Raw genomic sequence first — 25,663 nt, 5'->3', positions numbered from 1 at the left:
GCGCGGGGCCGCGCAGCGGCCTGAGCGCCGCCGCCCCTTGACTGGGAGGCCGGGACGCTGCGGCTCACGCACGCGGTGAAGCGAATCAAGGATCGCGACAAGAACAGCGGTCGCAAGACGCGCATCGTGCTCAGCGAGTTGAAGACGGCCAAGTCACGGCGGACTCTCGTGCTCACCCCAGAGATCATGAGCAAGCTCCGCGTACTCCACGCCGACCAGGCGAAGGCACGGCTCGCGCTCGGTGAAGCCTGGCAAGATCACGGGCTGATCTTCCCGTCCGAGGTGGGCACCCCTACCGACCCGGACAACTTCTCGCACACGTTCTCCAAGCTGACCCAGCGAGCGGGCCTCGGGCACTGGCATCCGCATGAGCTGCGGCACTCGGGGGCCTCCCTGATGCTCGCGCAAGGCACGCCGCTGCATGTGGTCTCCGAGATCCTCGGGCACGCGGGCATCGCCATCACGAAGGACACCTACGGTCACCTGATCGTGGACGACAAGCGCGCGGCGGCCGAAGCCATGAGCGGCGCACTGTTCGGCGGCTGAATCCCGTGGCTCCCACGGTGGCTCCCGCGGTGTTGCAAAAGCCCCCTTCCAGCACTGGGAAGGGGGCTTTGAGCTGGGAGCCGGCGAGGGGACTTGAACCCCTAACCTTCTGTTTACAAGCAAGATCAGCGATGTCCAGGCATGTCCCCACGTGCCCGCTGACCAGCGCCGCAACCTCCCGGACGTCCACACCCATCCAAGATCATCCGACCCCGTTGTTAGCACCACCGTTAGCACGCTCATCGCTCGGAAGGTGACCGTCCTCTCGGAGCTTGGCGTGTGCCTGGTCGCGAAGCCGCCACAAGTCGCTGTAGTCATACCCGATCTTGTCCAGCTGGTCGCAGGCCCACTCCAGTTGCCTGGGTGAAGCCACCTTCCACAGGTACTCAAGTTGTGCAACAGCTCGCCGGTGTCGTTCGCGTCTCCGCTTGTGTCCCAGAGATCCCGTGAGATTGAGACACGCGTCGGCAAGTTCGCGGATCCACAAGACGAAGTCCTCGCCCTGGTCCCGAGCAGGCTGTCCTAGCGGCCTGCGCCGGCCCGCCGTGGCCCGGATGTGGATGAGGGCGACGGACACCAAGTGTGCTACAGCTTGCTCCGGCGAGGGGCGTCGTGCCCGCATGTCACTGCCTCCACATCACCCGGTCCCTGGCTCGATGATCGTCTCAAGACGCTAGGCCCAGGGCCAGGAGTTGCACCAGTCCAGGGAAGGTGAGGGGCGATGCACTGGCCGCAGCGGATTTACAGTCCCACCGCCAAACTCTCCTGACCTGCGCCATCGCCGACCAGCCGCCGAACTTCGGCCCACATTCGGCACACGACCGGATCCGGGTGGACCGATGAGCGACACGTGGACTACTCGAAAAGCTCCGTCCGCCAGCTGTCTCGGATGTCGTCGTCATAGCGCCCATCCTCGACATGGCTCAGCGCGGCCGCATAACCGACCTCGATCGCTCGCTCTAGCATCTCCAGCAGCTCAGGTGACTCATATAGAAGGCCAGTGCCTGACATGAGGTTCGCAGCCGCCTCGCTGGCCGAACGCTCATGTCCGCTCCTGCTCACCTTGATGCCCCACAGAGCATTGATCCGCTCGGCGCACTCGGCGATGTCCTCGCCCGATACCTCAGCCATAAGGCCAGTATCCAGCCGCCCGAGTGCTCGCGCCGACCGTTCCGGAGGGCGCGCCCGCGCGAACGGCGAGACGGTGCGACAGACAGTTTCGCGCGGGTGTGCCCTCCGGCCCGCGGGGGGCTGGGGGCCGCGAGGCCCCCGCTTCACGCTCGCTCCGCCCTCTCCTCGGCCTTTGGCGGCATCAAGGCAACCACTTCGCGCATGATTCGGCGCAGTGGTGGGTGTAGCCTGCTGGCTAGCATCAGCCAGCCTCATTTTGACCGAGGTGACATCCTTGATTCAGCCTTCTGCCGCCAATTCTCCAGGCCTGGCCGCGTTCAACGCTCGCACCGATTTGACCAAGTATGGCGACAATGCATTGCTGTTGTTTGCGCTTCAAATTGGCCTGGAAGTTGAAGATATTGACAGCATCGCAACGAATTCACTAACCGATGGAAGTGACGACAAAAAGTGTGACCTCGTTTACGTGGACCGCGATAGTGGCCGCGCCATTGTCGCGCAGGGATATTATTCCCGCAAGGAAAGGTCAGAAGCGCCAGCCAACAAGGCAAGTGACCTAAACACGGCAGCCGCTTGGCTACTGGGGACTGATTCCACAGTTGTGCCCGAGAGGCTTAAGCCGGCGCAGAGCGAACTTCATGAGGCCATTTGTGCTGAGGAAATCCGCCGAGTCGAGATCTGGTTTGTCCACAATCTCCCCGAGAGTAAGAACGTAAAGGAGGAACTCGAGGTCGCCAGAAGGACGGCACGCGCACACCTTGATGATGCTTTTCCGGGCAACTCGGTTGAAGAAGTTTTTTCGCGCGAGATCGGCCGCAACACCCTAGACAGGTGGTACAGGACCTCACAAGTACCAATTCTCGTTACCGATGAAATCTCGGTACCGGCACATGGAGGATTCTTTGAGGAGGGCGACAACTGGGAAGCATACTGCACATCGGTAGCTGCGGAATGGCTGACTGAACTCTTCAAACAGCATGGCACCGATCTCTTCAGCGCCAATGTGCGGGACTATCTCGGCAGTATCAATCGCGACGTTAATATAAATAACAACATCAAAACGACGGCTGAAGCGAGTCCGGATCGCTTCTTTGCATACAATAATGGGCTAACTGCGCTCGTCAATGAGTTCGTCCACCCAGAATCACCTTCGGATGACTTTGGCATCCGTGGCCTCTCGATCGTCAATGGCGCGCAGACCACAGGCGCGCTAGCCAGTAGCTCGGCGACTGCCGTATCGCTCGCAAAGGCCCGAGTGATGATTCGCTTCGTGAAGTGCAGCGATCAGCGAGTAATCCAAGAGATCATTCAGTTCAACAACAGTCAGAATAAGATCGAGGCCGCTGACTTCAGAAGCAATGACAAGACTCAGGATCAGTTGAGGCGCCAGTTCAAGGACATCCCCGAGGCAGAGTACAAGGGGGCACGAAGGGGCAGCGAGAAAGACGTCATAGAACGCCGCCCCAATCTCATCGCCACGCAAACGGCCGCTCAAGCCATCGCGGCCTTTCACGGGAAGCCTAGTATCGCCTACAATGAGACCAAACGAATCTGGTCTTCGGACGAGGTGTATTCACAAGTATTTCCAGAATACATATCCGCTCGCCACGTCGTTTTTTGCTACTCGCTCTTGAAGGCTATAGAAGAAGCCAAGCTCACGCTCATGAGCGTACCTGCTACCCAGCGAACGGACAGCCAGAAGAAGCAGCTGGCCTTCTTCCAAAGGCGGGGGTCGATAGTCCTGATGACCACCGCGGTAGCATCTTGCCTCGAATCTATCCTCGGACGGCGGATTCAGGATATATGGCGACTCCGGTATGAGTCGAACCTGAGCCCTCGTGACGCTATTGCAGCGTGGCGACCGATACTGCTCCCCATGCTGTCATTCGTCAACCAATTGGATGATGCACTTACGGGCTACCTGAAGAACAGTGAAAAAAATGAATCTTCGATCGAGCGCTTCAAACAATTGGTCGAGGCGACTCATCAGGCTTTGCCCGTAGGCGTCTATGAGACATTTGCGGCATCTGTGACGGACTCTTTGAGTTAGCCCAAGCTATTGTGCCTTACGGCTGCTTTGTCCTAGAAGGCTTGAACTCGGGGAGGTAGAGAGCTAGACGCGCACGGATGCTATCTAGCAGCCGATCCGCACTGGCTCCCTCTTCGAGGGCCGCGGCCGGCGCGACATCCAGTGCATAGTGAGACAATGCAGCCGCATCTGTGCCAATTACCTTTACGAGTTGGATCTCGTTTGGTGTGGTAGTCGCCGAGAGATCCAATTCGAAGACGTAAATCCAGGAAGTTGGATTCACTGCAAGTTCCTGGCCTGCTCGGGCAAGACGGTACGTTCCGTCGGACTGCTGAACTAGCTCAGGCTTGCCAAGATGCCTCTGCCAGCTATCCCAGACAGCCGAAGGAACAGCGAAGACGCATCCAGCAGACTGACCGTGTGCCCCAATCTGGAACTTGAACATCATTTGATAGAAGGTCCGCTTGAATACGTTTGCGATGTTCGGACCTTCGACCTTTTCTGAGACCCAATCACTATGTTGCTCTACCGCTTCCGAAAAATCTTGCTTGTGGAGCCTGAGAGCGTCCTTTAGGTTACGTACTGCTGCAGCGTACGTGCCGTGAAAGTCCATGGTCTGAATCTCGAATATGCCATAGCGTCCGAGAGCGAGCGAGCCATCCGGTTCCCATTTTATCTCAACCATGGTGGCATCGAAAGAAAATTCAGGAGACCGATCTGTAGCGCTCAGACTGATTTCTCCACCTAGCTTATTCTGAAAATAGACCAGGCTGGGGATGCCTTGGCGCACTGCTGAGCGAAATTGATTCGCCTGCTCCTGATTTTCTAGAACAGGCGCAGCAACGAGATTGAGACTAGTTCCGGTTGGATGGCCAAAGAGGCGACGAGCGGCATCGTCCAGAACATCGAGATCGAGAGCTCTAAACGGGCAGACGAGCCAGTCTTGCCGCGGACCGTTGCTTACACTACTGATGGTGCAGACGCCACTGGAGCGCTCCGCCTTCACGCAGTCGTGCTTCTCGCCCGTTATGGTGCTCAGGAACGGGCAACGTCCATGCTGTTGGTCGTTGAGACTGTTGTTCGTCGCTGCGACGATGGGGAATACCCGATGGCCGTACCACTCAGCAACGTGGTTGCCTGGGCCGCGCTTCTTGCCGCTTCTCTTGGGGGGCGTCATGAGGCAACCGTATCGTCGTTTCCCTCATCAACACCAGTGATGATCGGTTGGACTGATGAGAGGTTGATCTGCGCCGCTCGGACGAACTCGGGCGACTTCTCGAACCCTAGTGCCCGACGCCCATTCATGGCTGCCACGACCAGGGAACGGCCAGTGCCACAAAAAGGATCAAGCACTAGGCCATCTGGCGGGGATGAACTCAAGATTCTCGGCTTGATCAGGTCGATTGGAAATGTCGCCGAATGACCATCCGATCCTGATTTGACGTTAACTGTAGTTACGTCTCTGGCGCCTTCCTCTACGTGATCCAGATCGTAAAAGTAGCTAGCACGCCCCTCCTTAGGGCGCTTGACAAAATGAAAGAAATGTTCGTGAGCCAGTCGGAGCCGATCCTTTTCGGGGCGCGGTGGAACGTTGGGCTTGTGCCATATCAGGTCATTCCGCAAAATCCACCTTTGCTCTTGCATGGCGATGGCGAACCTTGCAGGAATCAGAAGTAGTTGTTTTTCCTGTCTATAACCGCCCATCGGAGTACGTCGACGCATTCGCGGATTGTCTCCAAGCCCTTGGCGTCCATCCATTCTCAAGCTAGACCAACGAGCAAAGTACGTGTCCCCAATGTTGATCCACATGCTTCCTCGCGGCTTGATGGCCTTTGCTGCACGTTGAAATATCTCAACTAGATGATCTACGTACCATTCGGGGAGTGGTTCAAGACCAAGTACTCCATCATGTTCGCGATACCACTCGTAGGATGGAGTGTCGCTTGCCGAATTTCCTTCTGATTTCCACTCGTTAAGGATCTCCTCGTTATGATCCATGCCATAAGTCCTCAAACCCCAATATGGCGGAGAGGTGATGAGCAGATCGACGGACTCCGGTGCGAGTGTGGCCATGAGGTCGTAGGCGTCCCCAGCCCGAACCGTGACGTCCACCGTGCCCCGTGCGGCGTCCGATGCACCTTCAAGATCAGAGATCGCCTCAGTAGTCATGAGCAACAGGGTAGGGCCATGCGCTAAGTACCTGCTCTAACATCGTCGGCCTGTGGATAACCGGGCGGCCGGGGCGGGTCGGCCCGGAGAGGCCGCATGCCCGGCCCGGACCGGCCGGCGGCGGCCGCGGAGCGGGCGCCCTTGAAGACGTAGAGAAAGTTCTCATCCGGCGGACAGGACTCTCAAATGATCTTGAACTCTGGGTACGCGTCGACCCCTGAGTTGCCTGGCCAGGGACCTTGTGACGGCAGCTCAGGGGCCGAGGCTTACCGGTGTTCGGTGGCGTTCACGTCTGACGCCATGGCCACGCCTTCGTGAGGGTGATCTGCTCGCGTAGTTGGTGAACGTCGGGGGCCGACAGTAGGCGGTCCCCGGTCGGTAGCGAGATCATCGCCCACCACTCCCCCGTCGCCTCGCCGTACCAGGCTTGGACTCCGGGGAACATCTCTGTGAGGACGCGGGCGGCCCGCCTGGTCTCAGCGTTGCCGCTCATGCCGTCGAGCCTTTCGGGGGCTCGGCTCGTGGAGCTGGCCCCGAAGGATGCGCTCGACCTCGGTGACCGCCTGGTCCAGGTCGGCGCATGGGATGGGTCGGGGGTTGCTGCGGGTGAGGTAGACCCAGCGGCCGAAGTGGGTGGCGCTGAGTTCCTCGATGGCCGGCGCGTGCTTGGTGGGGCCGACGCACAGTGTTGCCGGGGAGACGTAGAAGCGGCGGTATGTGCGCCATCCCTGGGCGGCGAGTGCTTCGCCCAGGCGGTCAAGGTGCCACATGGCCTTGCGGTCCTGGCGGTCTCTGGTGGCGAACCAGCGGACGAAGCGGCGGGCTCGGCGTCCCCATAGCCGCAGGGTCACGGCGGATTCGTCGATCATGCGTCGCTCTCCTGGGTGAGAGCGAGGACGCGTCCGATGCGGTCGGCTGCCAGCTCGGTCTCCCACAGCGGGCACAGCGGTTCCAGCTCCGGCTCGGATCCGCGGGTCGGACCGGACCAGACCCAGTGCCACCACAGTTCGCGGTCGGGGTGGTGAGGGTGGCATCTGACTTCTTGGCGTAGGCCGGGGCTCAGCACCTGGCCCAGGGCGTTGTCGGGTGCTGGCTCGCCGGCCAGGTTCGCGGCCATCACCGCGCCCTGTCCCCATGGCTTGGCGGTTAAGCCGCGCTGATCCAGGGCCGCTATCAAGGCAAGTGCTGCGTCGCGCCATTCGCGTGGGTTGCCGCCTGGTGGACGTGGGCGGGTGTCTGCTGCATCCGGCTGCGGGGCGTCTGGGGGAACGGGCATAAGGGTTCCTTCGGACGGTCTTCTGCGAGGTTGATCGGCCTGCTCATCGCGGTGATCTTGCTGGTCAGAGCCCGATCAACATGGATTGGTATTCAAAGTACGGGTACAATACTTCAAGTACAAGTCACTTCGCGTACTTGCGCCGCACAATAAGTACTGATCTCGTAGAGGCGATGAAGGAGGGTGCCGATGTTCGGCTTGATGGTCCGGTTCACCTGCAAGGACGAAGAGAGCGCCGGTAGGTTCGATCAGCTGGTCTCCGAGACGATCGGCAAGATCGAAACGGACGAGCCGGGCACGCTGATCTATGCGGTGCACAAGGTCGACGGGCAGCCGCTGCAGAGGATCTTCTATGAGCTGTACCGGGACCGGGCGGCCTTCGACGCGCATGAGGAGCAGGACCACGTCCGGCGGTTCCTCGGTGCCCGTGATGACCTGCTCGCCTCGGTGGAGGTCGACTGGTTGGGCCTACAGGTAGGCAAGGGAACGACAGGGTGAGCACTGAGTATCAAAGGGCGCTCGGGCGGCGGATCGCTCAGGAGCGGAAGCGGCGAGGGCTGTCTCAGCCTGAGCTGGCGCGGCTGATCGATCGGTCCGTTGCCTGGGTCTCCCAGGTGGAGCGCGGCGTGCGCAAGGTCGACCGCATGTCGGTCTTGGAGAAGGTCGCCGAGGTGCTGGAGCTTCCGCTCTCGGAGTTGGCGGCCGAAGCTCCGGTAGTCGCCGCGTCGAGCGAGGAGATGCCGGGGTCGGCCGGGCTGCGGCTGGTGCTGTCGGGTGCTCACTCGCTCCGGGCCATGCTGCACTCCGCTCCCGTCCCGCCGACGGCGGAGATCAAGCCGCGGGTGGATCGGGCTTGGGAACTGACGCATGAGAGCCACTATGTAGAGCTGGCTGACCTGCTCCGGGGCCTGGTGCCGGCGCTGGAAACAGCGGTGCGGTCGGCGCCGGAGGAGCGGCGGGCAGAGCTGTTCAACCTGCTGGCAGCGACCTATCAAGCCTGCTCGGCGGCCCTGTCCAAGCTCAACGAACCGGAAGCGTCATGGATCGCCGCTGACCGCGCCATCGTCGCGGCCGAGCGTGCGGGCGATCCGCTGATGATGGCCGCCGGCGCCTTCCGGCTCGGGTTCGTCTTCCTGGGAGCGCGGCACTTCGACCAGGCCGAGGAGAACGCCCGGACGGCTACTGACGCGCTGTGGTTCCTGGTCGACCAGGGCAAGCCGGAAGCCATGTCCCTATGGGGCGGACTGACGTTGCAGCGGGCTATGGCTGCGGCGCGGCTCAATCAGGCGGATGTGGCATATGAGCATCTCGCGCGGGCTCGTGAGGTCGCTGAACGGCTCGGAAGCGGTCGCAACGACTACAACACCGAGTTTGGCCCGGCGAACGTCGTCCTGCATGAGGTCACCGTGGCGGTAGAGCTGGGAGACGCGGGCCACGCTCTTCGGGCCGGGAGCGAAGTCGATACCTCGACGTTGTCCCGTGAGCGCCGGGCAAGGCTGCAAGTCGACCTCGCGCGTGCGCACGCCCAGCGGCGGCAGGTCGACGGGGCTGTCGCGGCCCTGCTGGAGGCGGAGTCGATCACGCCGGAACAGGTACGGAACCACCGGGTCGTGCGTCAGGTCGTGTCCGATCTACTGACGATGCAGGACCCGCCTTCCTCTGACCTGCGAGAACTCGCGGAGAGGGTGGGCGCGTAGGAAAAGTACGTCTTCTAGTACTCTAAGTACTAGAAGAAACTCTGAGTACCGGGTAGCGTTCGTGTTGACGCTGAAGCACTCCTGATGGAGGTGAAGGCCCAACACGAACGCTCTTCGCGTTTCAGGGGCGGGAAGGCCGCTCTTGGACGGCGAAACAGGCCACTAATGAAAGTGGCCTGAGCGGGAGACCCGCCCAGGCCCGGATGCGGTTAGCACCCTAGTTGGCGCTTCGATGCTACCTCGTTCGTCCTGATGGCGTGTGCTCCCTTCGGTCCGTAACGCCTGCTCAGCAGGCGGACGAGAGGTGTACTCAGCATGCGCAACATTCCTGTCGACGTCTCCGCCCTCACCTTCGTGTGCGTGTCCGCGCCGCGCCCCAAAGTGCTCAACCAGGAGACGGGCGAGGTCAAGGTCGACCGCGACGGACACACGGTGTTCACGGTCGGCCTGTCGGCTGCCGACGCGATGGGGCGGGTTGACCTGCTCCAGGTGGCGGTGACCGGTGACCAGTCGGTGACGATCGGGGAGGTCGTGACGCCGGTCGGGCTGGTCGCGTTCCCCTGGGAGGCGGTTCTCGGCGGTGAGAAGCGGTGGGGCGTCGCCTTCCGCGCTACCCGCGTCGTCCCCGTCTCCTCGTGGTCGGCTTCGGCTTCGTCAGACGTGGCCTGAACGGGGTCGCCGTCATGACTCACTCGCTTCTGGTGCTCGGGGTCCTCGCCGCTGCAGCGGCCGGGCTCTGGGCCTGGCGCCGGTGTCACCCGGTGTCGTTCTGGTACAGCGTCGGCTTCCCGGCCCGTGCGGTGCTTGTGTACCTGACGTGGCATCACGTCGCCTCGGGCTGCAAGCTGACCCGCAACCGGCGCCGGTTCCGGCTCACCCCGGACGCAATCCCCGTGGTCGGGCCCGCTTCCCGGTCGGCTGCGACGGTGGTCGAGCACAAGCGGCGGGTGCGGCGGGTCGACGTCGAGCGCTCGCCCCGCCTCGGCATCCTGCGACCTACCCGGCTGGGGTGGCGGATGCGGCTGCGCCTGCACGACGGCCAAGTCCCCGCCGACTACGAGAAAGCCGCGGAGGGCATCGCGCACGCCTGGCGCGTCCACTCGGTGCGCGTGGTCGACGTCCGGCCCGGCCGCGTCACCCTGTGGGCCACGATGCGTGACCCGCTGGTCGAGGTGGTCAGCGTCCCGGAAACTGGTGAGCTGCTGACCGTACGGCCCGGCAAGCTGGAGAACGGCCGTGACTGGGTGATCGACTTCCGCACCGTCCCGCACTGGCTCAACGTCGGCGCAACTCAGTCGGGGAAGTCGAACCTGGCCAATGCCCTGCTCAAGGGGCTGGCACCGCAACCGGTCGCCCTGGTCGGCTTCGACCTCAAAGGCGGCGTCGAGTTCACCCCGTACGCACCTCGACTCTCGGCCTTGGCGACCACCCGCAAAGAGTCGGTCGATCTGCTGGTCGACCTGGTGGACGAGGTCGAGAACCGCATGGCCACCTGCCGGGCGCACGGTGCGCGCAACGTGTGGACGCTGCCGGAGGATCTGCGGCCGATACCCATCGTGGTCCTGGTGGACGAGGTCGCCGAACTCTTCCTCATGGCCGACAAGAGCGAGAAAGACGAGGTGGCCAAGACCGCTACCGCCCTGCTGCGAGTCGCCCAACTCGGACGGGCGTTCGCCGTCTACCTGGTCGTGTGCGGGCAACGCGTCGGCTCCGACCTGGGGCCCGGTGTCACCGCGCTGCGGGCCCAGTTGTCGGGGCGGGTGTGCCACCGGGTCAACGACCCGGAGACGGCGAACATGGCACTCGGCGACCTCGACCCCGCCGCACTGGACGCCGCCCGCGTCATCGCGGCCGAGACTCCGGGGGTGTGCATCGTCGCCGGACAAGACGGCTCATGGCACCGGGCCCGATCGGTCTACGTCCCCGAGGGCGAGGCCGAGCAAGCCGCGCGCGACTTCGCGCACCTGACCCCGGACTGGGAGACCCTCGTCGGCTCTGCCCCGGTCGTCCGCCCCGCCGCGTAACCGGTCCGGTCCCTTCTCTTCCCGGCTTGGCGTGAGCCCTGATCACGCCACGTCCCTACCCGACCCATGTCCGAAACCGGTCCTGGAGGCTTCCGTGGCTCCCCGCGTCCTCGCCGTTCGTCCTTGGCCCGTCCCCGTCCTGTCCGCCTCGGTCCCGGCATCGTCCCGGCCGTCCGCTGTCTCGTCCTCTTCCTCGTCGAGCCGCCGGCCGGTGCGCGTTGTGTGGGACGAGCTGCGGGGCCTGGACGTCGCGGTCTGTGACTCCTGCGCCGAGTCGTTCGCCTCGTCCCGGACCGGCGAGGTCAACGGCTGGGCCGACGAGCACGGATGTGACGCCGAACTGGCCGCGCTGCTCGCGCTCGTCACTTCCCGGCGGGTGGCGTGATGCGACGGCTCGCCGGAGCGGTGGCCGACTCCGGGCCGGTGGTGGTCCTGGCCGGGATCGCGGCGGCAGGGTCGTTCACCCATATCCGCGACACCGCCACCGAGCACGGTCAGCGCGGATGGATGGCCTGGGCCATCGCGGTCTGCATCGACCTCACCTGCGTCATGGCCGCCGCGGAACGCCAGCGAGACAAGAGCACCGGACGGGACACGGGGCGGCTGACGTGGCCGACGGTGGTCCTGGTCGGCGGAATCCTGCTCTCCCTCGCCGCCAACCTCGCCCAAGCCGACCCCTCGGTCTGGGGCTGGATCACCGCGGGCACCCCGGCGGGCGCGTTCCTCGTCTCGGTCTCCATGCTGGAACGCCGAAAGGCCGGCACCCCGGCGACGGCGCACACCTCACCCATCCCCGAGTCGTTCGGCCGTCCCGACCCGGCCCCGGCCCCGGTCGTCTCGTCCCCGTCCGGCTCGTCCTCGCCGTCGTCCCCATGGGTGGTCTGGGAGGACGAACGCCCCACCGTCGCCGCAGCCGTCTCCGCTGCCCAGGACGAACCCCGCGACCGCGACGAGCAGGACGGCCAGACATCCATCCCCGTCCCGGCCCCGGTCCCGGCCGCCGAGCAATCCGCGGTGCCCTCGTCCGAATCCGCTCCGGCCGCCCCGCTGGTCGACTTCGCGCGCCGCGTCGCCACCGAGCACGAAAGCCGCCACGGGCGGCCGATCACCCGTGACGCGCTGCGCGCCCGGCTCGGCGTCTCCAACCAACTCGCCTCAGACCTGCTCCGCCAACTCCGCACCGAACAGCCCCACGCAACAGCGCCCGTCTCCTGACCCCTGTGGAGGAACCTGCCATGACCGCGTCCACCGAACTGACCGGCCAGTCTTCACCGCTGGTGCCCGGTGACCTGTTCGCCCGCCACCAGACCATCACCGGCCTGCGCGCGCTCGCTGACTTCTTGGAGGCCAACCCGGCCGTGCCGGTCGACGAGTACGGCCAGCACTTCCACGTGTTCATCCGTCTCAGCGAGGACGCCTCGACGGCGCTGGTCGACCAGACGGCCGCACTCATGGGGGTGCAGGTCACCGACGACCGTCAGTGCGGCGGCCACTACTTCGCCGAACGGACCTTCGGCCGCATCACCTACAGCATCGTCCACATCCCCGAACGGCACAGGCGCGAGTCCCGCGCCCGGCGCAGCTACGACAGCAACATCGTCCTGGACCCCGACGCCGACATGGACCGGTCGATCGACCGCGACCGGTTCGGAGGGTTCGCCTGATGGCCACACCGCCCCCGGCATCACACCCGACCCAATCCCGCCGCGAGGCCCGGGACGAGCGGCCGCCGCTCCAAGTACGGGCCTGGGTGTGCGGGACGTGCGGCGGAGGCGGGGTCGCCTCCGATGGGTCTACCTGTTCCGACTGCCACGGCCACGGCCACACCTGAGGAGGGCACCTGATGTTCCTGCGTCGCTGCGCCTTCGGCTGCATGTGGGTCGTGCTGGGCCTGTTCGCCGTCCGCCATCCCGAACGCGCCGCCGCGACCGTCCGCGTCGTCGCTCACGGCCTGGCGCTCGTTGCCGATGGGCTCGCCCGGCTCACTTCGGCCTTGTAGTTCCCGGCGTGGCCGCTGTCGCCGGCAAGCAAGTGCGGCCACGCCGGGCCCATCACCCGATCCATCCGCAGACGGACAGGAGACCCGTTCATCGTGCCCGATCCCGCCTCGGCTCCGCTCATTAACGGTGTGGCCGCGCGTGACATGGCCAACCGGTACAACCGCGCCGACTTCCGCGCCTGGGCACGCCGCGCACACTCCACCGGCGGTTGTGCCCAACCCGTCCACCTGCGGGGCCGCGTCACCCACCTGGACCCCCAGACCGGCGAGATCCTCCGGCACTACTCCACCGCCCAAGAGCCGGGCGGGACACTGCGGGTGGCGTGCAAGACCCGGCGCGCGTCCCGGTGCCCGGCGTGCGCCGAGACCTACCGCGCCGACACCTACCAACTCGTCCGCGCTGGCCTGGTCGGCGGCAAGGGTGTCCCGGACACCGTGAGCACTCACCCGGCGGCGTTCGTCACGCTCACCGCGCCCTCGTTCGGGCCCGTCCACACCCGCCGCACCGGCAAGGCCGGCGGCGTGGTCGCCTGCCGTCCTCGACGCGATGGCGGGACGTGTCCGCACGGGCGGCCGGTCTCCTGCACCGTCCGGCACAGCGACGGTGACCCGCGCCTCGGGCAACCGATCTGCCCGGACTGCTTCGACTACGCGGGCGCGGTGTTGTGGAATGCGCACGCTCCTGAGCTGTGGCGCCGGTTCGCTCTGGCCTTCCGGCGGTACGTCGCCCGGTCGGCAGGCCTCCGAGTCTCAGACCTGCGGGACGTGCTCACGGTCTCGTTCGCCAAAGTCGCCGAATACCAGCGGCGCGGCCTGGTCCACTTCCACGCCGTGATTCGGCTGGACGGTCCCGGCGGCCCTGACGCGCAACCGCCCGCCTGGGCAACCCTCGACCTCCTCAAAGCGGCCGTGGATCACTCGGTTGGAGCGGTGACGGTGTCGAGTCCAGCGGCCGGTGACGTCCCGGCCCTGACGCATGCGTGGGGCTCACAGGTCGACGTCCGGCCGATCACCACCTCCGGGGAACTGACCGATGCCGCTGTGGCGGGCTACATCGCCAAGTACGCCACCAAAGCCGCCGAATGCGTCGGCACCCTCGACCGCCGAATACGCCCCACCGACGAACTCACCGACCTACCTGTTAGCGGCCACGCCCGGCGGCTCATCGCCGAGTGCCTCCGGCTGGGCGCGCTGGAGGAGTTCGCGGGGCTGCGGCTGGCGGAGTGGGCTCACATGCTCGGCTTCCGCGGCCACTTCTCGACCAAGTCCCGCCGGTACTCCACCACCCTCGGCGCTCTGCGCATGGCACGTATCGAGCACAACCAGCAACAACACGACGAGATCACCACCGGACGGCTCCCCTTCGATGACGACCAGGTCCTGGTCGTCGCGCACTGGCGCTACCTCGGGCAAGGCATGACACCTGGCGAAGCGCTCCTCACCGCCGCACTCACCGGCAAGCCCATGCCGGCTCTCTCCACCGATGAACGGAGTTTCGCGTGCCCAAGCTCCTGCTGACCGTCCCCGAAGCGGCCAAAGCGCTGGCCATCTCGCGCAGCAAGCTCTACGAACTCCTCGCCTCCGGCGCCGTCCGCTCCGTCCGCATCGATGGTGCGCGCCGCATCCCGCTCAACGCCCTCAACGACTACGTCAACGCTCTGATGGAAGAGGCAGCCTGATGACCAAGACCGCTCTCGCCAACCCCGAAGAGCCACGCCGGCCCGGTAAGTCCAAGCTTCGTGACGGCGTGATGAAGCGGGGCAAGACCTGGTCCTACGTCATCCGCGTCACGGACCCCGAAACCGGCGTCTCGAAACCCAAATGGGTCGGCGGCTTCCCGACCGAAGATGCCGCCAAGGAAGCGCGCGACGAGGCACGTGTGAGGGCGCGGCGGGGTGAGTACATCGACCGCAACGCCATCACTGTGGGCGAGTACCTGGACGAGTGGCTCGACGCTCACGCGGTCGAGATCAAGCCCAAGACCCTGGCCAACTACCGGTACCTGATCGACCGGCACGTCCGGCCCAACATCGGCGGCCTGCGGCTCCAGGCCGTCCGGCCCGGCCAGATCACCAAGCTCTACCGCGACCTCCTCACCGTGGGCGGCCGAAAGGGTGCGGGGCTCTCGCCTCGGACGATCGCGCATGTGCACTCGGTACTTCGGAAGGCGTTCGGTGACGCTGTCCGGGTTGATGAGCTGATCGCGTCCAACCCCACCGAGCGCGCGAAGCGGCCTCGGCTGCACCACGGTGAGCCGGGGAAGGTCTGGACGCCTGCGCAGCTCCGGGCCTTCCTCGTCTCCGCTGAGGGCCATCGGCTGTCGGCCTTCTTCCACCTGGCCGCCTACACCGGTGCTCGCCGCGGTGAGCTGCTCAACCTGCGGTGGCCGGACGTCGACCTCGACGGGGCCTCGATCCACATCAAGGGGTCGGTGGGGTTCGTCGCCGGCGAGCGCATCGAGGGGACGACCAAGAGCGGCCGGTCTCGCGTCGTGAGCCTTGATCCCGGCACGGTCGACGTCCTCAAGGCCCATCGCAAGCGCCAGCTCGCCGACAAGCTCAAGGCCGGTGAGTTCTGGAAGGGCGCAGAGGACGGCCACGTGTTCGCCACAGGATGGGGTGAGCCGGTCCACCCGGACACGGTCTCGTCCCTCATGGCCACGCTGATCAAAGAGCACAACGCGGCGGACGGTGTGACGCCTCTCCCCCACGCAAGGCTCCACGACCTCCGCCACGTCCACGCGACGACTCTGCTCCTGGCGGGCGTTCCCGTCCACGTCGTCGCGGCCCGGCTTGGGCACGCTGACCCGGCGATCACGCTTCGGGTCTACGCGCACGTCGTCAGCGAGCAGCTCGCCGAAGCGGCCACGATCTTCGCCGACAGGATCGACGGCGCGGCGTAGGCGGCTGTTAGCAAACCCGTTAGCAAAAGCCCCCTTCCAAGAGCCGGAAGGGGGCTTTGAGCTGGGAGCCGGCGAGGGGACTTGAACCCCTAACCTTCTGTTTACAAGACAGATGCTCTGCCAATTGAGCTACGCCGGCGGGCTCGTCCCGCATCGTAGTCGACTTGGGGGCTCGGGGGGATCCGGGGAGATTTTCCGGGGTGGGTGTCGATCTGCGGGGGGCTCGTTCGTCTAGGGGTGCGCACGGCCGGGCATCGCGGGGAAGGACTGGGGGAGGGGTGCTGGCGGTGGTCGTGGAGGAGGAGAGATGAAGTCCTACGTGCTCAACATCATCCAGCCGGTGGGGGAGGTGCCGCCGCCGGAGGTGCTGGAGCCGATCATGGCGCGGCTGGCCGAGGTGCGGCGGGATCTGGAGCGGCAGGAGTGCTGGGTGTTCGGGCGGGGGCTGGAGCAGCCGGAGGCGAGCACCGTGGTGTGCATGCGGGGGGACGAGATGATCGCGACGGACGGGCCGTGGACGGAGGGCAAGGAGCACATCGGCGGGCTCGCCATCGTCAAGGTGAAGGACCTGGACGCGGCGCTGAAGGTGGCGGCGAGGTTCACGCAGGTGACCGGGTTGCCGATCGAGGTGCGGCCGTTCCTGGGCGAGGGGTGATCGAGCGGGTCTTCCGGGAGGAGCACGGGCGGGCGGTGGCCGTGCTGGTCCGGGTGTTCGGCGATGTGGACGCCGCCGAGGAGGCGGTCCAGGAGGCGTTCGCCGAGGCGGTGCGCCGGTGGCCGCGGGAGGGGACGCCGGCCGCCCCGGCCGGGTGGATCATCACGACGGCGCGGAACAAGGCGATCGACCGGCTGCGGCGGGAGGCGGCGCGGGCCGGGAAGTACGCGCAGGCCGTGCTGCTCAACGCGGCGGAGCCGGTCGAGGCGGCCGCGGTGGAGGACGATCGGCTGCGGCTGATCTTCACGTGCTGCCATCCGGCGCTGGGGATGGAGGCGCGGGTCGCCCTGACGCTCCGGTTGCTGGGCGGGCTGTCGACTGCGGAGATCGCGCGGGCGTTCCTGGTGCCGGAGAAGACGATGGCGCAGCGGCTGGTGCGGGCGAAGGCGAAGATCCGGGACGCGGGGATCCCGTACCGGGTGCCGGAGGAGGGGGAGCTGCCCGGGCGGCTGTCCGGCGTGCTGGCGGTCGTCTATCTGGTGTTCAACGAGGGGTACGGCGGGCGCGAGGAGCTGGGGGCCGAGGCGGTTCGGCTGGGGCGGGTGCTGCGGGAGCTGATGCCGGACGAGCCCGAGGTGCTGGGGCTGCTGGCGTTGATGCTGCTCGTCGAGTCCCGCAGGGGCGCCCGGCGGCGGGACGGGGAGCTGGTGCTGCTGGCCGACCAGGATCGCGGGCTCTGGGACCGGGAGCTCGTGGAGGAGGGGCAGGCGCTGGTGCGGAGGTGCCTCCAGATCGGACGGCCCGGGCCCTACCAGATCCAGGCGGCGATCAACGCGGTGCACGGGGACGCGGCGCGGGCCGAGGACACGCGGTGGGATCAGGTTCTCCAGTTGTACGACCAGTTGATGGTCGTGGCGACCAGTCCCGTGGTGGCGCTCAATCGGGCTGTGGTGGTCGGTGAGGTACGGGGGGCCGGGGCCGCGCTGGAGCTGGTGGAGGGGCTCCATCTGGGCCGGTACTACCTGTTTCATGCGGTGCGTGCTGATCTGCTGAGGCGGCTCGGGCGGGACGCGGAAGCCGCTGAGGCTTACGAGGAGGCCCTGCGGCTCACGGAGGACGAGGCCGAGCGGGCGTTCCTCAGGAGGCGGCGGGCCGCGGTCTCCGGTTGAAGGTCTGGCCGGCGACGAGGGCGCCGAGGGCGATGGTGAAGCCGACGACCTGCCACGGGGTGAGGGTCTGGCCGAGGATCAGCAGGCCCGCCAGGGTGGCGACCATCGGGTTGGTGAGGCCGAGGAGTGAGACGGACGTCGGGGGCAGGCGGTCGATGCCGCGGAACCACAGGGCGTAGGCGATCGCGGTGCCGACGATGCCGAGGTAGGTGAAGCCGAGGAGGTTCTCGCCGGACAGCGAGGACGGGGCGCCTTCGAGCGCCAGGGTGAGCGGCAGGAGGACGAGGCCGCCGACGGTGAGCTGCCAGCCGGTCATGACCAGGGGCGATTCGGGCCGTCCCCACTTCTTGGCCAGGATGATCGCGGTGGCCATGAGGGACGTCGCGGTGAGCATGGCGGCGATGCCGAGGGGGTCGAGGCGGGCGTCGGCGCCGAGGGTCAGCAGCGCGACGCCGCCGGTGCCGGCGAGGGCCGAGTACAGGACGGCGCGGGCCGGGCGGATCCGCAGGACGCCGATCGACAGCAGCGCCACGACCAGGGGCTGGACGGAGCCGATCGTCGCGGCGACGCCGCCGGGGAGCCGGTAGGCGGCGAAGAAGATCAGCGGGAAGAAGGCGCCGAAGTTCAGCAGGCCGAGGACGATCGACTTCCACCACCAGTCGCCGCGCGGGAGGCGGCGGGTGGCGGCGAGCAGCACCAGCCCGGCCGGTAGCGCGCGCATCGTGGCGGCGAGCAGGGGGCGGCCGTCGGGCAGGAGCGTGGTGGTGACCACGTAGGTGGTGCCCCAGCTCGCGGGGGCGAGCGCGGCGAGCGCGAGGTCGGAGGCGTAGCGGGTGCGCAGCGCGGGGGCCGGGAGGGCTGTCGTCTGATTCACCTCAACGTCAATTATCTGAACGTTGAGATTATTTCCGGTCTCAGGCGCGGAGCCGGCTGATCTCGTACAGCGCGATGCCCGCGGCGACTCCGGCGTTGAGCGACTCGGCCCGGCCCGGCATCGGGATCGTGACGAGCATGTCGCAGGTGTCGGCGACGAGCCGTCCGAGGCCCTTCCCCTCCGAGCCCACGACCAGCACGAACGGCCCGGACGCGAGCTCCAGGTCGGCGACGGTCACGCCGCCGCCGGCGTCCAGCCCGGCGACGAAGCAGCCGGCCTTCTGGTAGGCCTTGAGCTGGCGGGAGAGGTTGGTGGCCTGTGCGACCGGGATGTTCGCGAGGGTTCCCGCGGACGACTTCCAGGCGCCGGCCGTGACGCCCGCCGCGCGCCGCTCCGGGACGACCACGCCGGTCGCGCCGAACGCGGACGCGGAGCGGACGATCGCGCCGAGGTTGCGGGGGTCGGTGATGCCGTCCACCGCGACGATCAGCGGGGCCGTGCCCTTGAGCAGGTCGTCCGGGTGCGCGTAGCGGTAGGGCTTGACCTGGAGCGCGATGCCCTGGTGGACGGCGCCGTCGGTCAGCCGGTCGAGCTCGTTCTTCCCGGTCTCCAGCAGCGGGATGCGCCGGTCGGCGGCGATCTGGATCGCCTCGCGCACCCGCTCGTCGGTGCTGGACATGACGTACAGGGCCGTGCCGGGCACGCCCGCGCGGAGCGCCTCGACGACGGGGTTGCGCCCGGTGACGAGCTCGGGGACCTCGCCGGTCGCGCGCCGGGCGCCCGCGGGACGTCCCGCGGGGCGGTTGTCCGAGGAGGTCTGGTCGCGGCCGCCCGGCCCCAGCGTCGGCGTGCCGGTGCGCTTGGAGCTCTTGACGGCGCGGGCCTTCTGGCGCTTGCCGTGCCAGTGCCGGTCCTCGGCTTTGGGAGTGGGTCCCTTGCCCTTGCGCTTGGCCATAGTCGGTTACGCCCCTCGCGACGATTGCGTGCTCGCCCCTGCCGGGCGGCTCAAGATCTCAGCGGACGGCGACGAACCCCCGCGAACGTTCGATTTTATCCGCAGTACGGGGTGCGCCACGCACGTCAGCCGCGTTTCAGTTCCCAGCGAGGGCCCTGCGGGGTGTCCTCGACGAGGACACCGGCCTCCGAAAGGCTGTCGCGGATGGCGTCGGCGGCGTCGTAGTCCTTGCGGGCGCGGGCCGCCTGCCGCTGCTCCAGCGCCACCTTGACCAGGGCGTCGACGACGGGGCGCAGGTCGTCCTCCCCCGAGGCCCGCCACTGCGGCGAGAGGGGGTCGATGCCGAGGACGCCGGCCATCGCCCGGACGGACGACAGGTGGCCGCGCACCGCGTCGCGGTCGCCGGACGCCAGGGCGCTGTTGCCCTCCCGGACGGTCTCGTGCAGCACCGCCAGGGCCTGCGGGACGCCCAGGTCGTCGTCCATCGCGGAGGCGAACGCGGACGGGACGGAGGACGGCGAACCGGCCCCCACCTGCTCCGAGGCCCGCGTCACGAAGCCCTCGACGCGCTGGTAGGCGGAGACGGCCTCGGCCAGGGCGGCGTCGGTGTAGTCCATCAGCGACCGGTAGTGCGCCGAGGCGAGGTAGTAGCGCACCTCGACCGGGCGGGCCTTGCCCAGCAGGTCGGGCAGCAGCACCACGTTGCCGACCGACTTGCTCATCTTCTCGCCGTCCACGGTGAGCAGGCCGTTGTGCAGCCAGTAGCGCGCGAAGCCGTCGCCCGCGGCGCGGGACTGCGCGATCTCGTTCTCGTGGTGGGGGAAGATCAGGTCGACGCCGCCGCCGTGGATGTCGAACGTCGGGCCGAGGTACCGGGTCGCCATCGCCGAGCACTCCAGGTGCCAGCCGGGGCGCCCGTCCCCCCAGGGGGTCTCCCAGGAGGGCTCCCCCGGCTTCGCGCCCTTCCAGAGCGCGAAGTCGCGCGGGTCGCGCTTGAGGTCCTCGTTGGGGGTGTCGCCGGCGGAGCGCATGTTCTCCAGCCGCTGGTTCGACAGCGCGCCGTACTCGTCCGCCCAGGACTTGACGTCGAAGTACACGTCGCCGCCCGCGGCGTAGGCGTGCCCGTTGCCGATCAGCCGCCGCATCAGGACGATCATCTCCGGGACGTGCCCGGTGGCGCGCGGCTCGATCGTCGGGGGCAGGCAGCCGAGGAGGTCGTAGCCCTGGGTGAAGGTGCGCTGGTTGCCCTCGGCCACCGCGAACCAGGGCACTCCCTGCTCCGCCGACACCGCGATGATCTTGTCGTCGATGTCGGTGACGTTGCGCGCGAACGTCACCTCGTAGCCGGACGCGCGCAGCCAGCGCAGCAGGACGTCGTAGATGACGCCCGAGCGAAGGTGCCCGATGTGGGGGGCCGCCTGCGGGGTCGCACCGCACACGTACATCCCCACGCGGCCCTCTTCCAGGGACTCGAACGTGCGGACGCTACGGGTACCGGTGTCGTAAAGGCGCAGGCTCACGGGTTCAGGTTATTGGATCGGCGTCCGGCTCCGTGGCGCATCGCACAGGCCGGAACACGCCATCGCTCCGCGGCGGTCATTCCACCGGGAACGCCTCCGCCAGCCGGGCGGCGAACGCGGCGGCGTGCGGTCCGAAGCCGCCGTGGTCGCCGGGGTAGATCTCGGCGGACGTCCCGAGCCGCTCGGCGAGGACCAGCGCGGCCCGGTGCGGCGGCTCGCCCGCGGACTCCTCCCCGGCCGCCGGGACGATCCGGACGGACGATCCGCGCAGCGCGTCCACATCGGGCGTGTACCGCCCGAACCCCGGCACCTCGTACCCGACGAAGAACTCGGTGTTCTTCTCGAAGCGGGCGAACATCTCCAGCATCTCCGGGCTCGGGGGCTGCTGCTGCTCGGCGGAGGCCTGCTCGGCGGAGCCCTCGTGCTCGCCGCCGCCCATGCCCAGCGCGGCGCCGAACGTCCCCATCGCGGGGCCTGCGCCGCCGTCGCGGTAGGCGCGTTCCACGTCCGCCATGACCGCCTCCCAGTGGTCGGCGTCCGGCAGCAGGGTCAGCAGCGGCGGCTCGTGGGCGACCAGCGCACGCACCTGCTCCGGATGCCGCGCGGCCAGTTCCAGCCCGATCTGCGCGCCCGAACTGTTGCCGAACACGTGGGCGGGGCCGTCCGCGACCTCGGCGAGGAGGAGGGACGCGTCGTCCGCGTGCGTCTCGACGCGCTGCCGCTCCGGCGGCCCGTCGAGCGGGCTGCGCGAGTTGCCGCGCCGGTCGTACGTCACGACCGTGTACCGGTCGGCGAGCAGGTCGGCGAGGCCCGCGTAGCCCGCCGCGTCGTAGATCCCGCCGCAGATCAGCAGCAGGACGGGCCCGGAGCCGCGCACCTCGTAGAAGAGGGACGCGCCGGGGACGTCAAGCTTTCCCATCAGAATCTCCTTCGTTGAGCCGGGCGGCGCGGGATTCGAGGTAGCGCCGCTCGGGCAGGCTCGTCGTGCCGCGGGCGGCGTCCCGGTACGCCTCCCGCGCGGCCGGCGCGTCGCCGGCCTGCTCCAGCAGGTGGGCCCGGACGGCCGCCAGCCGGTGGTGCCCCTTCATCCGGGTGTCGCCGTCCAGCGTGCGCAGCAGGTCGAGCCCGGCGGTCGGCCCGTCCACCATGGCCAGCGCGACGGCCTCGTTCAGCGTGACCATCGGGTTCGGCGACAGGTGGGCCAGCAACCGGTACAGCGCCAGGATCTGCGGCCAGTCGGTGTCCTGCGGGCGGGCGGCCTCGGCGTGGACGGCGGCGATCGCGGCCTGCACCTGGTACGGGCCGGGCGGCGACCAGGTGAGCGCGTCGGTGATCAGCTCGGTGCCCTCCCGGATCTCCTCGGCGTCCCAGAGCGACCGGTCCTGCTCGGTGAGCGGGACCAGCAGCCCGCCGTCGGCGGTGCGTGCCGCGCGGCGGGCGTCGGTGAGCAGCATCAGCGCGAGCAGCCCGGCCGCCTCCCCGTCGCCGGGCAGCAGCCGGCGCAGCTCCCGCGCGAGCCTGATCGCCTCGGCGGTGAGGTCGGCGCGCCGCAGGTCGGGCCCGCTGGACGCGGTGTACCCCTCGTTGAAGACCAGGTACAGCACGTGCAGGACGGCCCGCAGCCGCTCCTCCCGCTCGTCCGGCGGCGGGGCCCCGAACCGCGCCCCCGCCGCCTTGATCTTCTGCTTGGCGCGGCTGACCCGCTGCGCCATCGTCGCCTCCGGGACGAGGAACGCGCGGGCGATCTGCGCCGTCGTCAGGCCGCCGACGGCCCGCAGCGTCAGCGCGACCTGCGAGGACGGCGACAGCGCCGGATGGCAGCACAGGAACAGCAGGGTCAGCGTGTCGTCGCGGTCGGCCGCACGGTGTTCATCCGGGCCGGGCTCGGCGGGCTCCTCCGCGGCCACGGCCGCCTCGCGGTCGCGGCGGGCCCGCTCGCTGCGCCACTGGTCGGTGAGCCGCCGGGTCGCGACGGTCAGCAGCCAGCCGCGCGGATTCTCCGGAACGCCTTCCCCCTGCCACTGGACGGCGGCGGCGAGCAGCGCCTCCTGCACGGCGTCCTCGCACGCGTCGAAGGCGCCGTGCCGCCGCACGAGCGTGCCGAGGACCTGCGGCGCGAGGGCGCGCAGCAGATCCTCGACGGCCGGGGGCGTCCTCACATCTCCGTCCCGGACTCCTGCATGACCGCCCGGACCTCCATGTACCCGCCGTACTTGACGTCGGGCCAGCGGGAGGCGATCTCCACGGCCCGCTCCTCGGTCTCGCAGTCCACGCCGACATAGCCGGCGAAGTGCTCCTTGGCCTCCAGGAACGGGCCGTCCGTCACGGCCGGCTGCCCGTCCCTGCCCACCACGGTCTTGGTCAGGGACGGGTCGGCCAGGGCCGCCCCGCCGACCAGTTCGCCCGACTCCGACAGCTCGGCCATGATCGCGTCGACCTCGCCGAACAGCGCGGTCCGCTCCTGCTCGGTCAGCTCCTCCAGGAAGCCGGGGCGGTTGTAGATCATCAGCATGTACTTCACGGTTGCCTCCTCGTGGTCCGACGGCCCCGCCTCCGGGTCCGTCAGAGAAGGATCGGAGCGGCCGGCCGGCTCTCGACATCTCCGGCGAGGAATTCTCAGAAATCTTCTACCAGGTCTCTGACCTGGTGACACAGGACGCTGAACGCCAGGGCGTCCGGCATCCGGGAGGCGACCGCGGCCAGATCTGCCCGGCCCGGGCGGGCATGGACGGTGACCAGTCCGCCTCCGATCACCACGTCCTGGACGGCGCTCCAGGGCAGCCGCTCGCCGTCCTTGCCGACACCGTCAAGGTCCACGGTGAACGGGCCGATCCGGACGGGCTCCCCCGCCTTCACCGCCGCCAGGTGGCGCGGGACGATCCGGGCGGTCACCTCCTGGGCGACGGCGACGCCGAGCGTCCGGACGTCGGGGATGTCGTCGCCGAGCCTCAGCACGCTCCCGTCGTCGGCGACGACCGTGAAGCACCACCGGACGCGCCCGCCGGGCCCGTCCGGGACGCCGGCGACCGTCACCGAGACGAGCTCGTCCCACGTGTGGGCGCCGCCGCCCGGCCCGGTGACCGCCAGGCCGCCGGTGTGGAGGACGGCGACGCGGGCCCGGACGCGGGGACGGTCCCGTCCCGCGATCCATCCGGCGGCGGCCGCGTACCCCATCGACAGAAGCAGCGCCGGTAGGCCCACCCACCACACGCGGTCGTGCAGGTACGCGACGGCCGCCGGGACGAGCGCCGCGGAGGCCAGGCACAGCAGCGCCAGCCACGCCCAGGTGCGGCGGGCCGCGGCCCGCCCGTCGAAGATCCGGACCGGTTCGCCGAGCCGGTCCCGCGGTGGCGCCACGACGGCGCTACCCGGCCGCCCGGGCCCGCGCGGCCCGCACGAACCTGCCGCCCGCCATCACTGCCTCCCTCGCCTGTCGTCACCAATACCGTACGTCTCCCCACTTATCGTGCGCAGCGTCACAGTGATCACTAAGAAGTTGCGGTTCGGCGGCGTCCTGGCTGGTTAATCTCGGCGGAGGACCCCTCCCTTCCGGAACGAGAGACATGCCGACTGATCCGACCCGTCCCTCCTACACCGCCGTGCAGCGGCGGCTGCTGACCACCGTCGCCGGTCTCGTCGTCGCCGCGCTGGCGGGCGGCGCCTTCGCGCTGACCTACGACGTGCTGCGCGAACTCGCCGAGGCCGGCGGGGTGGGCCGCCGCTGGGCGCCGCTGTACCCGGCGATGGCCGACACCCTCACCGCCGTGACGATCCTGTCCCTCGTGGTCACCCGCAACGCCCGCTGGTGGACGCGGCTGCCGCGCTGGACGCTGCTGGCCCTGCTCCTCGCCGGGGGCGCCGCGGCATCCGTCCAGCACTCGGTCCGCGGCTTCGGCCCGCTGCCGGACGACGCGGTGCGGACGGGCGTGGCCGTGGCACCGCACGCGATGCTCGTGATCGCCGTCTGGCTGTGGCTGGCGATGGTCAAGCACATCCGGGTGGCCAGGCCCGCCGCGGGGGACGAGACGCCGGTCGAGGCGCAGCGCGGCCACGTCAAGGTCCTCGGGCCCGCGGCCCCGGCGCTCGCGCTGGAGGCCCCCGCGGCGCAGGAGGCGCCCGGCGCGCGGGAGGCGGAACCGGAGCGCGTGCCCGCGCCGGACGTCGAGCCCGAGCCGGAGCGCGAGCCGATCCTGCCGTTCAGGGACGAGCCCGAGTGGCCCCCCGCCGAGGAGCCCGCGCCCGTGGCGGAGGAGCCCGACTTCTTCGCCTACGAGGAGAGCCTGTCGTCGGAGCCGGCGCCGCCTCTCGACCCGCTGCCGCAGCCGCGCCTGCCGCTGGACGCGGTACCGGACCGCCTGCCGACGGACGTCGAACTCGTCCGGGGCCGCGACCGCGCCGCGCCGGAGCCGCCGCCCGCCGCGACGACCCGCCCCGACATCGTGGTGCCCCCGCCCTACGGCACCGGCGAGGACGACGACGACGGCCCGCCCGCCGACCGCGCCGAAGACCCCGACGCCGGAGACCCCGACGCCGGAGACCCGGACACGGGCAGGCCGGACACGGAGGGTCCCGGCGCCGGAGACCCCGCCACGGGCGATCACGACACGGGCGAGCCCGCCTCGGGCGACCGTCCGGCGAGGGACGACGGGAACCCGCCGCCGTCCGGCAACTTCCGCAGCGGCCCCGTCCCTCCCGCCGAATAGGGGGCCGGCCCGGC

29 protein-coding genes and 1 tRNA gene are annotated in these 25,663 nt (G+C 68.4%); 16 read left to right on the top strand and 14 right to left on the bottom strand.

The features are described 5' to 3' along the window. The first annotated feature begins 75 nt into the window (after nucleotides 1-75). Nucleotides 76-546 (top strand): site-specific integrase, encoded by a 471-nt coding sequence (locus tag BKA00_RS33020; RefSeq protein ID WP_185031703.1) that lies wholly within the window; start codon nucleotides 76-78, stop codon nucleotides 544-546. An 855-nt stretch (nucleotides 547-1,401) separates the two neighbouring features. Here the strand turns inward: BKA00_RS33020 and BKA00_RS33015 are convergent. Next, nucleotides 1,402-1,677: a hypothetical protein gene (locus BKA00_RS33015; RefSeq protein WP_185031701.1), complete on the bottom strand. Its 276-nt coding sequence runs from the start codon at nucleotides 1,675-1,677 to the stop codon at nucleotides 1,402-1,404. Nucleotides 1,678-1,942: 265 nt separating this feature from the next. On the opposite strand from BKA00_RS33015, the gene BKA00_RS33010 reads away from it, so the two are divergent. Beyond that, nucleotides 1,943-3,727 carry an AIPR family protein gene (locus BKA00_RS33010; RefSeq protein WP_185031699.1) on the top strand — a complete coding sequence of 595 codons (1,785 nt, stop codon included), beginning with the start codon at nucleotides 1,943-1,945 and terminating at the stop codon, nucleotides 3,725-3,727. A gap of 16 nt (nucleotides 3,728-3,743) precedes the next feature. Here the strand turns inward: BKA00_RS33010 and BKA00_RS33005 are convergent, their stop codons facing one another. From BKA00_RS33005 to BKA00_RS32985, 5 genes are all read right to left on the bottom strand, one after another. Then, the gene (locus tag BKA00_RS33005) at nucleotides 3,744-4,883 is read right to left on the bottom strand and encodes a PDDEXK family nuclease (RefSeq protein ID WP_185031698.1); all 1,140 of its coding nucleotides are present in this window, start codon (nucleotides 4,881-4,883) and stop codon (nucleotides 3,744-3,746) included. Then, nucleotides 4,880-5,875 (bottom strand): DNA-methyltransferase, encoded by a 996-nt coding sequence (locus BKA00_RS33000; RefSeq protein ID WP_185031696.1) that lies wholly within the window; start codon nucleotides 5,873-5,875, stop codon nucleotides 4,880-4,882. The genes BKA00_RS33005 and BKA00_RS33000 overlap by 4 nt, the downstream gene beginning before the upstream one ends. Before the next feature lie 286 nt (nucleotides 5,876-6,161). Continuing rightward, nucleotides 6,162-6,368, bottom strand: coding sequence for a hypothetical protein (locus tag BKA00_RS32995; RefSeq protein WP_185031694.1), 207 nt, complete (start codon nucleotides 6,366-6,368; stop codon nucleotides 6,162-6,164). Beyond that, complete coding sequence (locus BKA00_RS32990; RefSeq protein WP_185031692.1) at nucleotides 6,352-6,744, bottom strand: hypothetical protein; 393 nt, start codon at nucleotides 6,742-6,744, stop codon at nucleotides 6,352-6,354. The genes BKA00_RS32995 and BKA00_RS32990 overlap by 17 nt, the downstream gene beginning before the upstream one ends. Next, complete coding sequence (locus BKA00_RS32985; RefSeq protein WP_185031690.1) at nucleotides 6,741-6,992, bottom strand: Rossmann-fold NAD(P)-binding domain-containing protein; 252 nt, start codon at nucleotides 6,990-6,992, stop codon at nucleotides 6,741-6,743. Before BKA00_RS32985 ends, BKA00_RS32990 begins: the two co-directional genes overlap by 4 nt. Before the next feature lie 348 nt (nucleotides 6,993-7,340). Between BKA00_RS32985 and BKA00_RS32980 the strand changes: the two genes are divergently transcribed. The 11 genes from BKA00_RS32980 (at nucleotide 7,341) to BKA00_RS32930 (ending at nucleotide 15,773) form a co-directional block, all read left to right on the top strand. Further along, nucleotides 7,341-7,649, top strand: a complete 309-nt coding sequence (locus BKA00_RS32980) for a putative quinol monooxygenase (RefSeq protein WP_185031688.1) — start codon at nucleotides 7,341-7,343, stop codon at nucleotides 7,647-7,649. Further along, nucleotides 7,646-8,848 carry a helix-turn-helix domain-containing protein gene (locus tag BKA00_RS32975; RefSeq protein ID WP_185031686.1) on the top strand — a complete coding sequence of 401 codons (1,203 nt, stop codon included), beginning with the start codon at nucleotides 7,646-7,648 and terminating at the stop codon, nucleotides 8,846-8,848. The genes BKA00_RS32980 and BKA00_RS32975 overlap by 4 nt, the downstream gene beginning before the upstream one ends. Before the next feature lie 315 nt (nucleotides 8,849-9,163). After that, nucleotides 9,164-9,517 (top strand): SCO3933 family regulatory protein, encoded by a 354-nt coding sequence (locus tag BKA00_RS32970; RefSeq protein ID WP_185031684.1) that lies wholly within the window; start codon nucleotides 9,164-9,166, stop codon nucleotides 9,515-9,517. 14 nt (nucleotides 9,518-9,531) lie between these two features. Then, nucleotides 9,532-10,872: an FtsK/SpoIIIE domain-containing protein gene (locus BKA00_RS32965; RefSeq protein ID WP_185031681.1), complete on the top strand. Its 1,341-nt coding sequence runs from the start codon at nucleotides 9,532-9,534 to the stop codon at nucleotides 10,870-10,872. A 211-nt stretch (nucleotides 10,873-11,083) separates the two neighbouring features. Continuing rightward, on the top strand, nucleotides 11,084-11,257 hold the full coding sequence (locus tag BKA00_RS32960) for a hypothetical protein (protein ID WP_185031679.1): 174 nt from the start codon (nucleotides 11,084-11,086) through the stop codon (nucleotides 11,255-11,257). Next, on the top strand, nucleotides 11,257-12,087 hold the full coding sequence (locus BKA00_RS32955) for a DUF2637 domain-containing protein (protein ID WP_185031677.1): 831 nt from the start codon (nucleotides 11,257-11,259) through the stop codon (nucleotides 12,085-12,087). Before BKA00_RS32960 ends, BKA00_RS32955 begins: the two co-directional genes overlap by 1 nt. Nucleotides 12,088-12,107: 20 nt before the next feature. Then, nucleotides 12,108-12,536 (top strand): hypothetical protein, encoded by a 429-nt coding sequence (locus BKA00_RS32950; RefSeq protein ID WP_185031675.1) that lies wholly within the window; start codon nucleotides 12,108-12,110, stop codon nucleotides 12,534-12,536. A gap of 179 nt (nucleotides 12,537-12,715) precedes the next feature. Beyond that, complete coding sequence (locus BKA00_RS32945; RefSeq protein ID WP_185031673.1) at nucleotides 12,716-12,871, top strand: hypothetical protein; 156 nt, start codon at nucleotides 12,716-12,718, stop codon at nucleotides 12,869-12,871. A 144-nt stretch (nucleotides 12,872-13,015) separates the two neighbouring features. Beyond that, nucleotides 13,016-14,389: a replication initiator gene (locus tag BKA00_RS32940; RefSeq protein ID WP_185035123.1), complete on the top strand. Its 1,374-nt coding sequence runs from the start codon at nucleotides 13,016-13,018 to the stop codon at nucleotides 14,387-14,389. Beyond that, complete coding sequence (locus BKA00_RS32935; RefSeq protein WP_185031671.1) at nucleotides 14,371-14,550, top strand: helix-turn-helix domain-containing protein; 180 nt, start codon at nucleotides 14,371-14,373, stop codon at nucleotides 14,548-14,550. The genes BKA00_RS32940 and BKA00_RS32935 overlap by 19 nt, the downstream gene beginning before the upstream one ends. Next, the gene (locus BKA00_RS32930; RefSeq protein ID WP_230298802.1) at nucleotides 14,550-15,773 is read left to right on the top strand and encodes a tyrosine-type recombinase/integrase; all 1,224 of its coding nucleotides are present in this window, start codon (nucleotides 14,550-14,552) and stop codon (nucleotides 15,771-15,773) included. The genes BKA00_RS32935 and BKA00_RS32930 overlap by 1 nt, the downstream gene beginning before the upstream one ends. Nucleotides 15,774-15,839: 66 nt before the next feature. Here the strand turns inward: BKA00_RS32930 and BKA00_RS32925 are convergent. Next, nucleotides 15,840-15,912, bottom strand: a tRNA-Thr gene (locus BKA00_RS32925). A gap of 168 nt (nucleotides 15,913-16,080) precedes the next feature. On the opposite strand from BKA00_RS32925, the gene BKA00_RS39475 reads away from it, so the two are divergent. Both BKA00_RS39475 and BKA00_RS32915 read left to right on the top strand, forming a co-directional pair. Beyond that, a complete protein-coding gene (locus tag BKA00_RS39475) occupies nucleotides 16,081-16,428 on the top strand; it encodes a YciI family protein (RefSeq protein WP_185031669.1) in 348 nt (115 codons plus the stop codon). Then, a complete protein-coding gene (locus BKA00_RS32915; protein ID WP_185031667.1) occupies nucleotides 16,425-17,597 on the top strand; it encodes an RNA polymerase sigma factor in 1,173 nt (390 codons plus the stop codon). The genes BKA00_RS39475 and BKA00_RS32915 overlap by 4 nt, the downstream gene beginning before the upstream one ends. Here BKA00_RS32915 and BKA00_RS32910 read toward each other — a convergent pair. The 7 genes from BKA00_RS32910 to BKA00_RS32880 all read right to left on the bottom strand — a co-directional run bounded on the left by BKA00_RS32910 (nucleotide 17,566) and on the right by BKA00_RS32880 (nucleotide 24,303). Beyond that, complete coding sequence (locus tag BKA00_RS32910) at nucleotides 17,566-18,471, bottom strand: EamA family transporter (protein ID WP_230298803.1); 906 nt, start codon at nucleotides 18,469-18,471, stop codon at nucleotides 17,566-17,568. The genes BKA00_RS32915 and BKA00_RS32910 overlap by 32 nt on opposite strands. Nucleotides 18,472-18,511: 40 nt before the next feature. Further along, a complete protein-coding gene (rlmB, locus tag BKA00_RS32905) occupies nucleotides 18,512-19,426 on the bottom strand; it encodes a 23S rRNA (guanosine(2251)-2'-O)-methyltransferase RlmB (protein WP_185031665.1) in 915 nt (304 codons plus the stop codon). 125 nt (nucleotides 19,427-19,551) lie between these two features. Next, nucleotides 19,552-20,946 (bottom strand): cysteine--tRNA ligase, encoded by a 1,395-nt coding sequence (gene cysS, locus BKA00_RS32900; protein WP_185031663.1) that lies wholly within the window; start codon nucleotides 20,944-20,946, stop codon nucleotides 19,552-19,554. 76 nt (nucleotides 20,947-21,022) lie between these two features. Further along, complete coding sequence (locus BKA00_RS32895) at nucleotides 21,023-21,865, bottom strand: alpha/beta hydrolase (RefSeq protein WP_185031661.1); 843 nt, start codon at nucleotides 21,863-21,865, stop codon at nucleotides 21,023-21,025. After that, the gene (locus BKA00_RS32890; RefSeq protein ID WP_185031659.1) at nucleotides 21,852-23,105 is read right to left on the bottom strand and encodes an RNA polymerase sigma factor; all 1,254 of its coding nucleotides are present in this window, start codon (nucleotides 23,103-23,105) and stop codon (nucleotides 21,852-21,854) included. The genes BKA00_RS32895 and BKA00_RS32890 overlap by 14 nt, the downstream gene beginning before the upstream one ends. After that, on the bottom strand, nucleotides 23,102-23,458 hold the full coding sequence (locus BKA00_RS32885) for a YciI family protein (RefSeq protein WP_221494323.1): 357 nt from the start codon (nucleotides 23,456-23,458) through the stop codon (nucleotides 23,102-23,104). The genes BKA00_RS32890 and BKA00_RS32885 overlap by 4 nt, the downstream gene beginning before the upstream one ends. Before the next feature lie 104 nt (nucleotides 23,459-23,562). Next, entirely contained in the window at nucleotides 23,563-24,303 is a 741-nt protein-coding gene (locus tag BKA00_RS32880; protein ID WP_185031655.1) for a DUF6585 family protein, read from the bottom strand. 206 nt (nucleotides 24,304-24,509) lie between these two features. On the opposite strand from BKA00_RS32880, the gene BKA00_RS40135 reads away from it, so the two are divergent. After that, complete coding sequence (locus BKA00_RS40135; RefSeq protein ID WP_185031653.1) at nucleotides 24,510-25,649, top strand: DUF2637 domain-containing protein; 1,140 nt, start codon at nucleotides 24,510-24,512, stop codon at nucleotides 25,647-25,649. Nucleotides 25,650-25,663: the final 14 nt, after the last annotated feature.

Source organism: Actinomadura coerulea, assembly GCF_014208105.1.
GTDB lineage: Bacteria > Actinomycetota > Actinomycetes > Streptosporangiales > Streptosporangiaceae > Spirillospora > Spirillospora coerulea.
Note: the sequence above shows the minus strand (reverse complement) of the source record. Positions and strands in the feature narration are given on the sequence as shown.

Coding starts and splice junctions, on each gene's coding strand:
- BKA00_RS33015 (WP_185031701.1), bottom strand. CDS start 1,677: ATGGCTGAGGTATCGGGCGAGGACATCGCCGAGTGCGCCGAGCGGATC.
- BKA00_RS33005 (WP_185031698.1), bottom strand. CDS start 4,883: ATGACGCCCCCCAAGAGAAGCGGCAAGAAGCGCGGCCCAGGCAACCAC.
- BKA00_RS33000 (WP_185031696.1), bottom strand. CDS start 5,875: ATGACTACTGAGGCGATCTCTGATCTTGAAGGTGCATCGGACGCCGCA.
- BKA00_RS32995 (WP_185031694.1), bottom strand. CDS start 6,368: ATGAGCGGCAACGCTGAGACCAGGCGGGCCGCCCGCGTCCTCACAGAG.
- BKA00_RS32990 (WP_185031692.1), bottom strand. CDS start 6,744: ATGATCGACGAATCCGCCGTGACCCTGCGGCTATGGGGACGCCGAGCC.
- BKA00_RS32985 (WP_185031690.1), bottom strand. CDS start 6,992: ATGGCCGCGAACCTGGCCGGCGAGCCAGCACCCGACAACGCCCTGGGC.
- BKA00_RS32980 (WP_185031688.1), top strand. CDS start 7,341: ATGTTCGGCTTGATGGTCCGGTTCACCTGCAAGGACGAAGAGAGCGCC.
- BKA00_RS32970 (WP_185031684.1), top strand. CDS start 9,164: ATGCGCAACATTCCTGTCGACGTCTCCGCCCTCACCTTCGTGTGCGTG.
- BKA00_RS32965 (WP_185031681.1), top strand. CDS start 9,532: ATGACTCACTCGCTTCTGGTGCTCGGGGTCCTCGCCGCTGCAGCGGCC.
- BKA00_RS32955 (WP_185031677.1), top strand. CDS start 11,257: ATGCGACGGCTCGCCGGAGCGGTGGCCGACTCCGGGCCGGTGGTGGTC.
- BKA00_RS32950 (WP_185031675.1), top strand. CDS start 12,108: ATGACCGCGTCCACCGAACTGACCGGCCAGTCTTCACCGCTGGTGCCC.
- BKA00_RS32945 (WP_185031673.1), top strand. CDS start 12,716: ATGTTCCTGCGTCGCTGCGCCTTCGGCTGCATGTGGGTCGTGCTGGGC.
- BKA00_RS32940 (WP_185035123.1), top strand. CDS start 13,016: ATGGCCAACCGGTACAACCGCGCCGACTTCCGCGCCTGGGCACGCCGC.
- BKA00_RS32930 (WP_230298802.1), top strand. CDS start 14,550: ATGACCAAGACCGCTCTCGCCAACCCCGAAGAGCCACGCCGGCCCGGT.
- BKA00_RS39475 (WP_185031669.1), top strand. CDS start 16,081: ATGAAGTCCTACGTGCTCAACATCATCCAGCCGGTGGGGGAGGTGCCG.
- rlmB (WP_185031665.1), bottom strand. CDS start 19,426: ATGGCCAAGCGCAAGGGCAAGGGACCCACTCCCAAAGCCGAGGACCGG.
- BKA00_RS32895 (WP_185031661.1), bottom strand. CDS start 21,865: ATGGGAAAGCTTGACGTCCCCGGCGCGTCCCTCTTCTACGAGGTGCGC.
- BKA00_RS32885 (WP_221494323.1), bottom strand. CDS start 23,458: ATGCTGATGATCTACAACCGCCCCGGCTTCCTGGAGGAGCTGACCGAG.
- BKA00_RS40135 (WP_185031653.1), top strand. CDS start 24,510: ATGCCGACTGATCCGACCCGTCCCTCCTACACCGCCGTGCAGCGGCGG.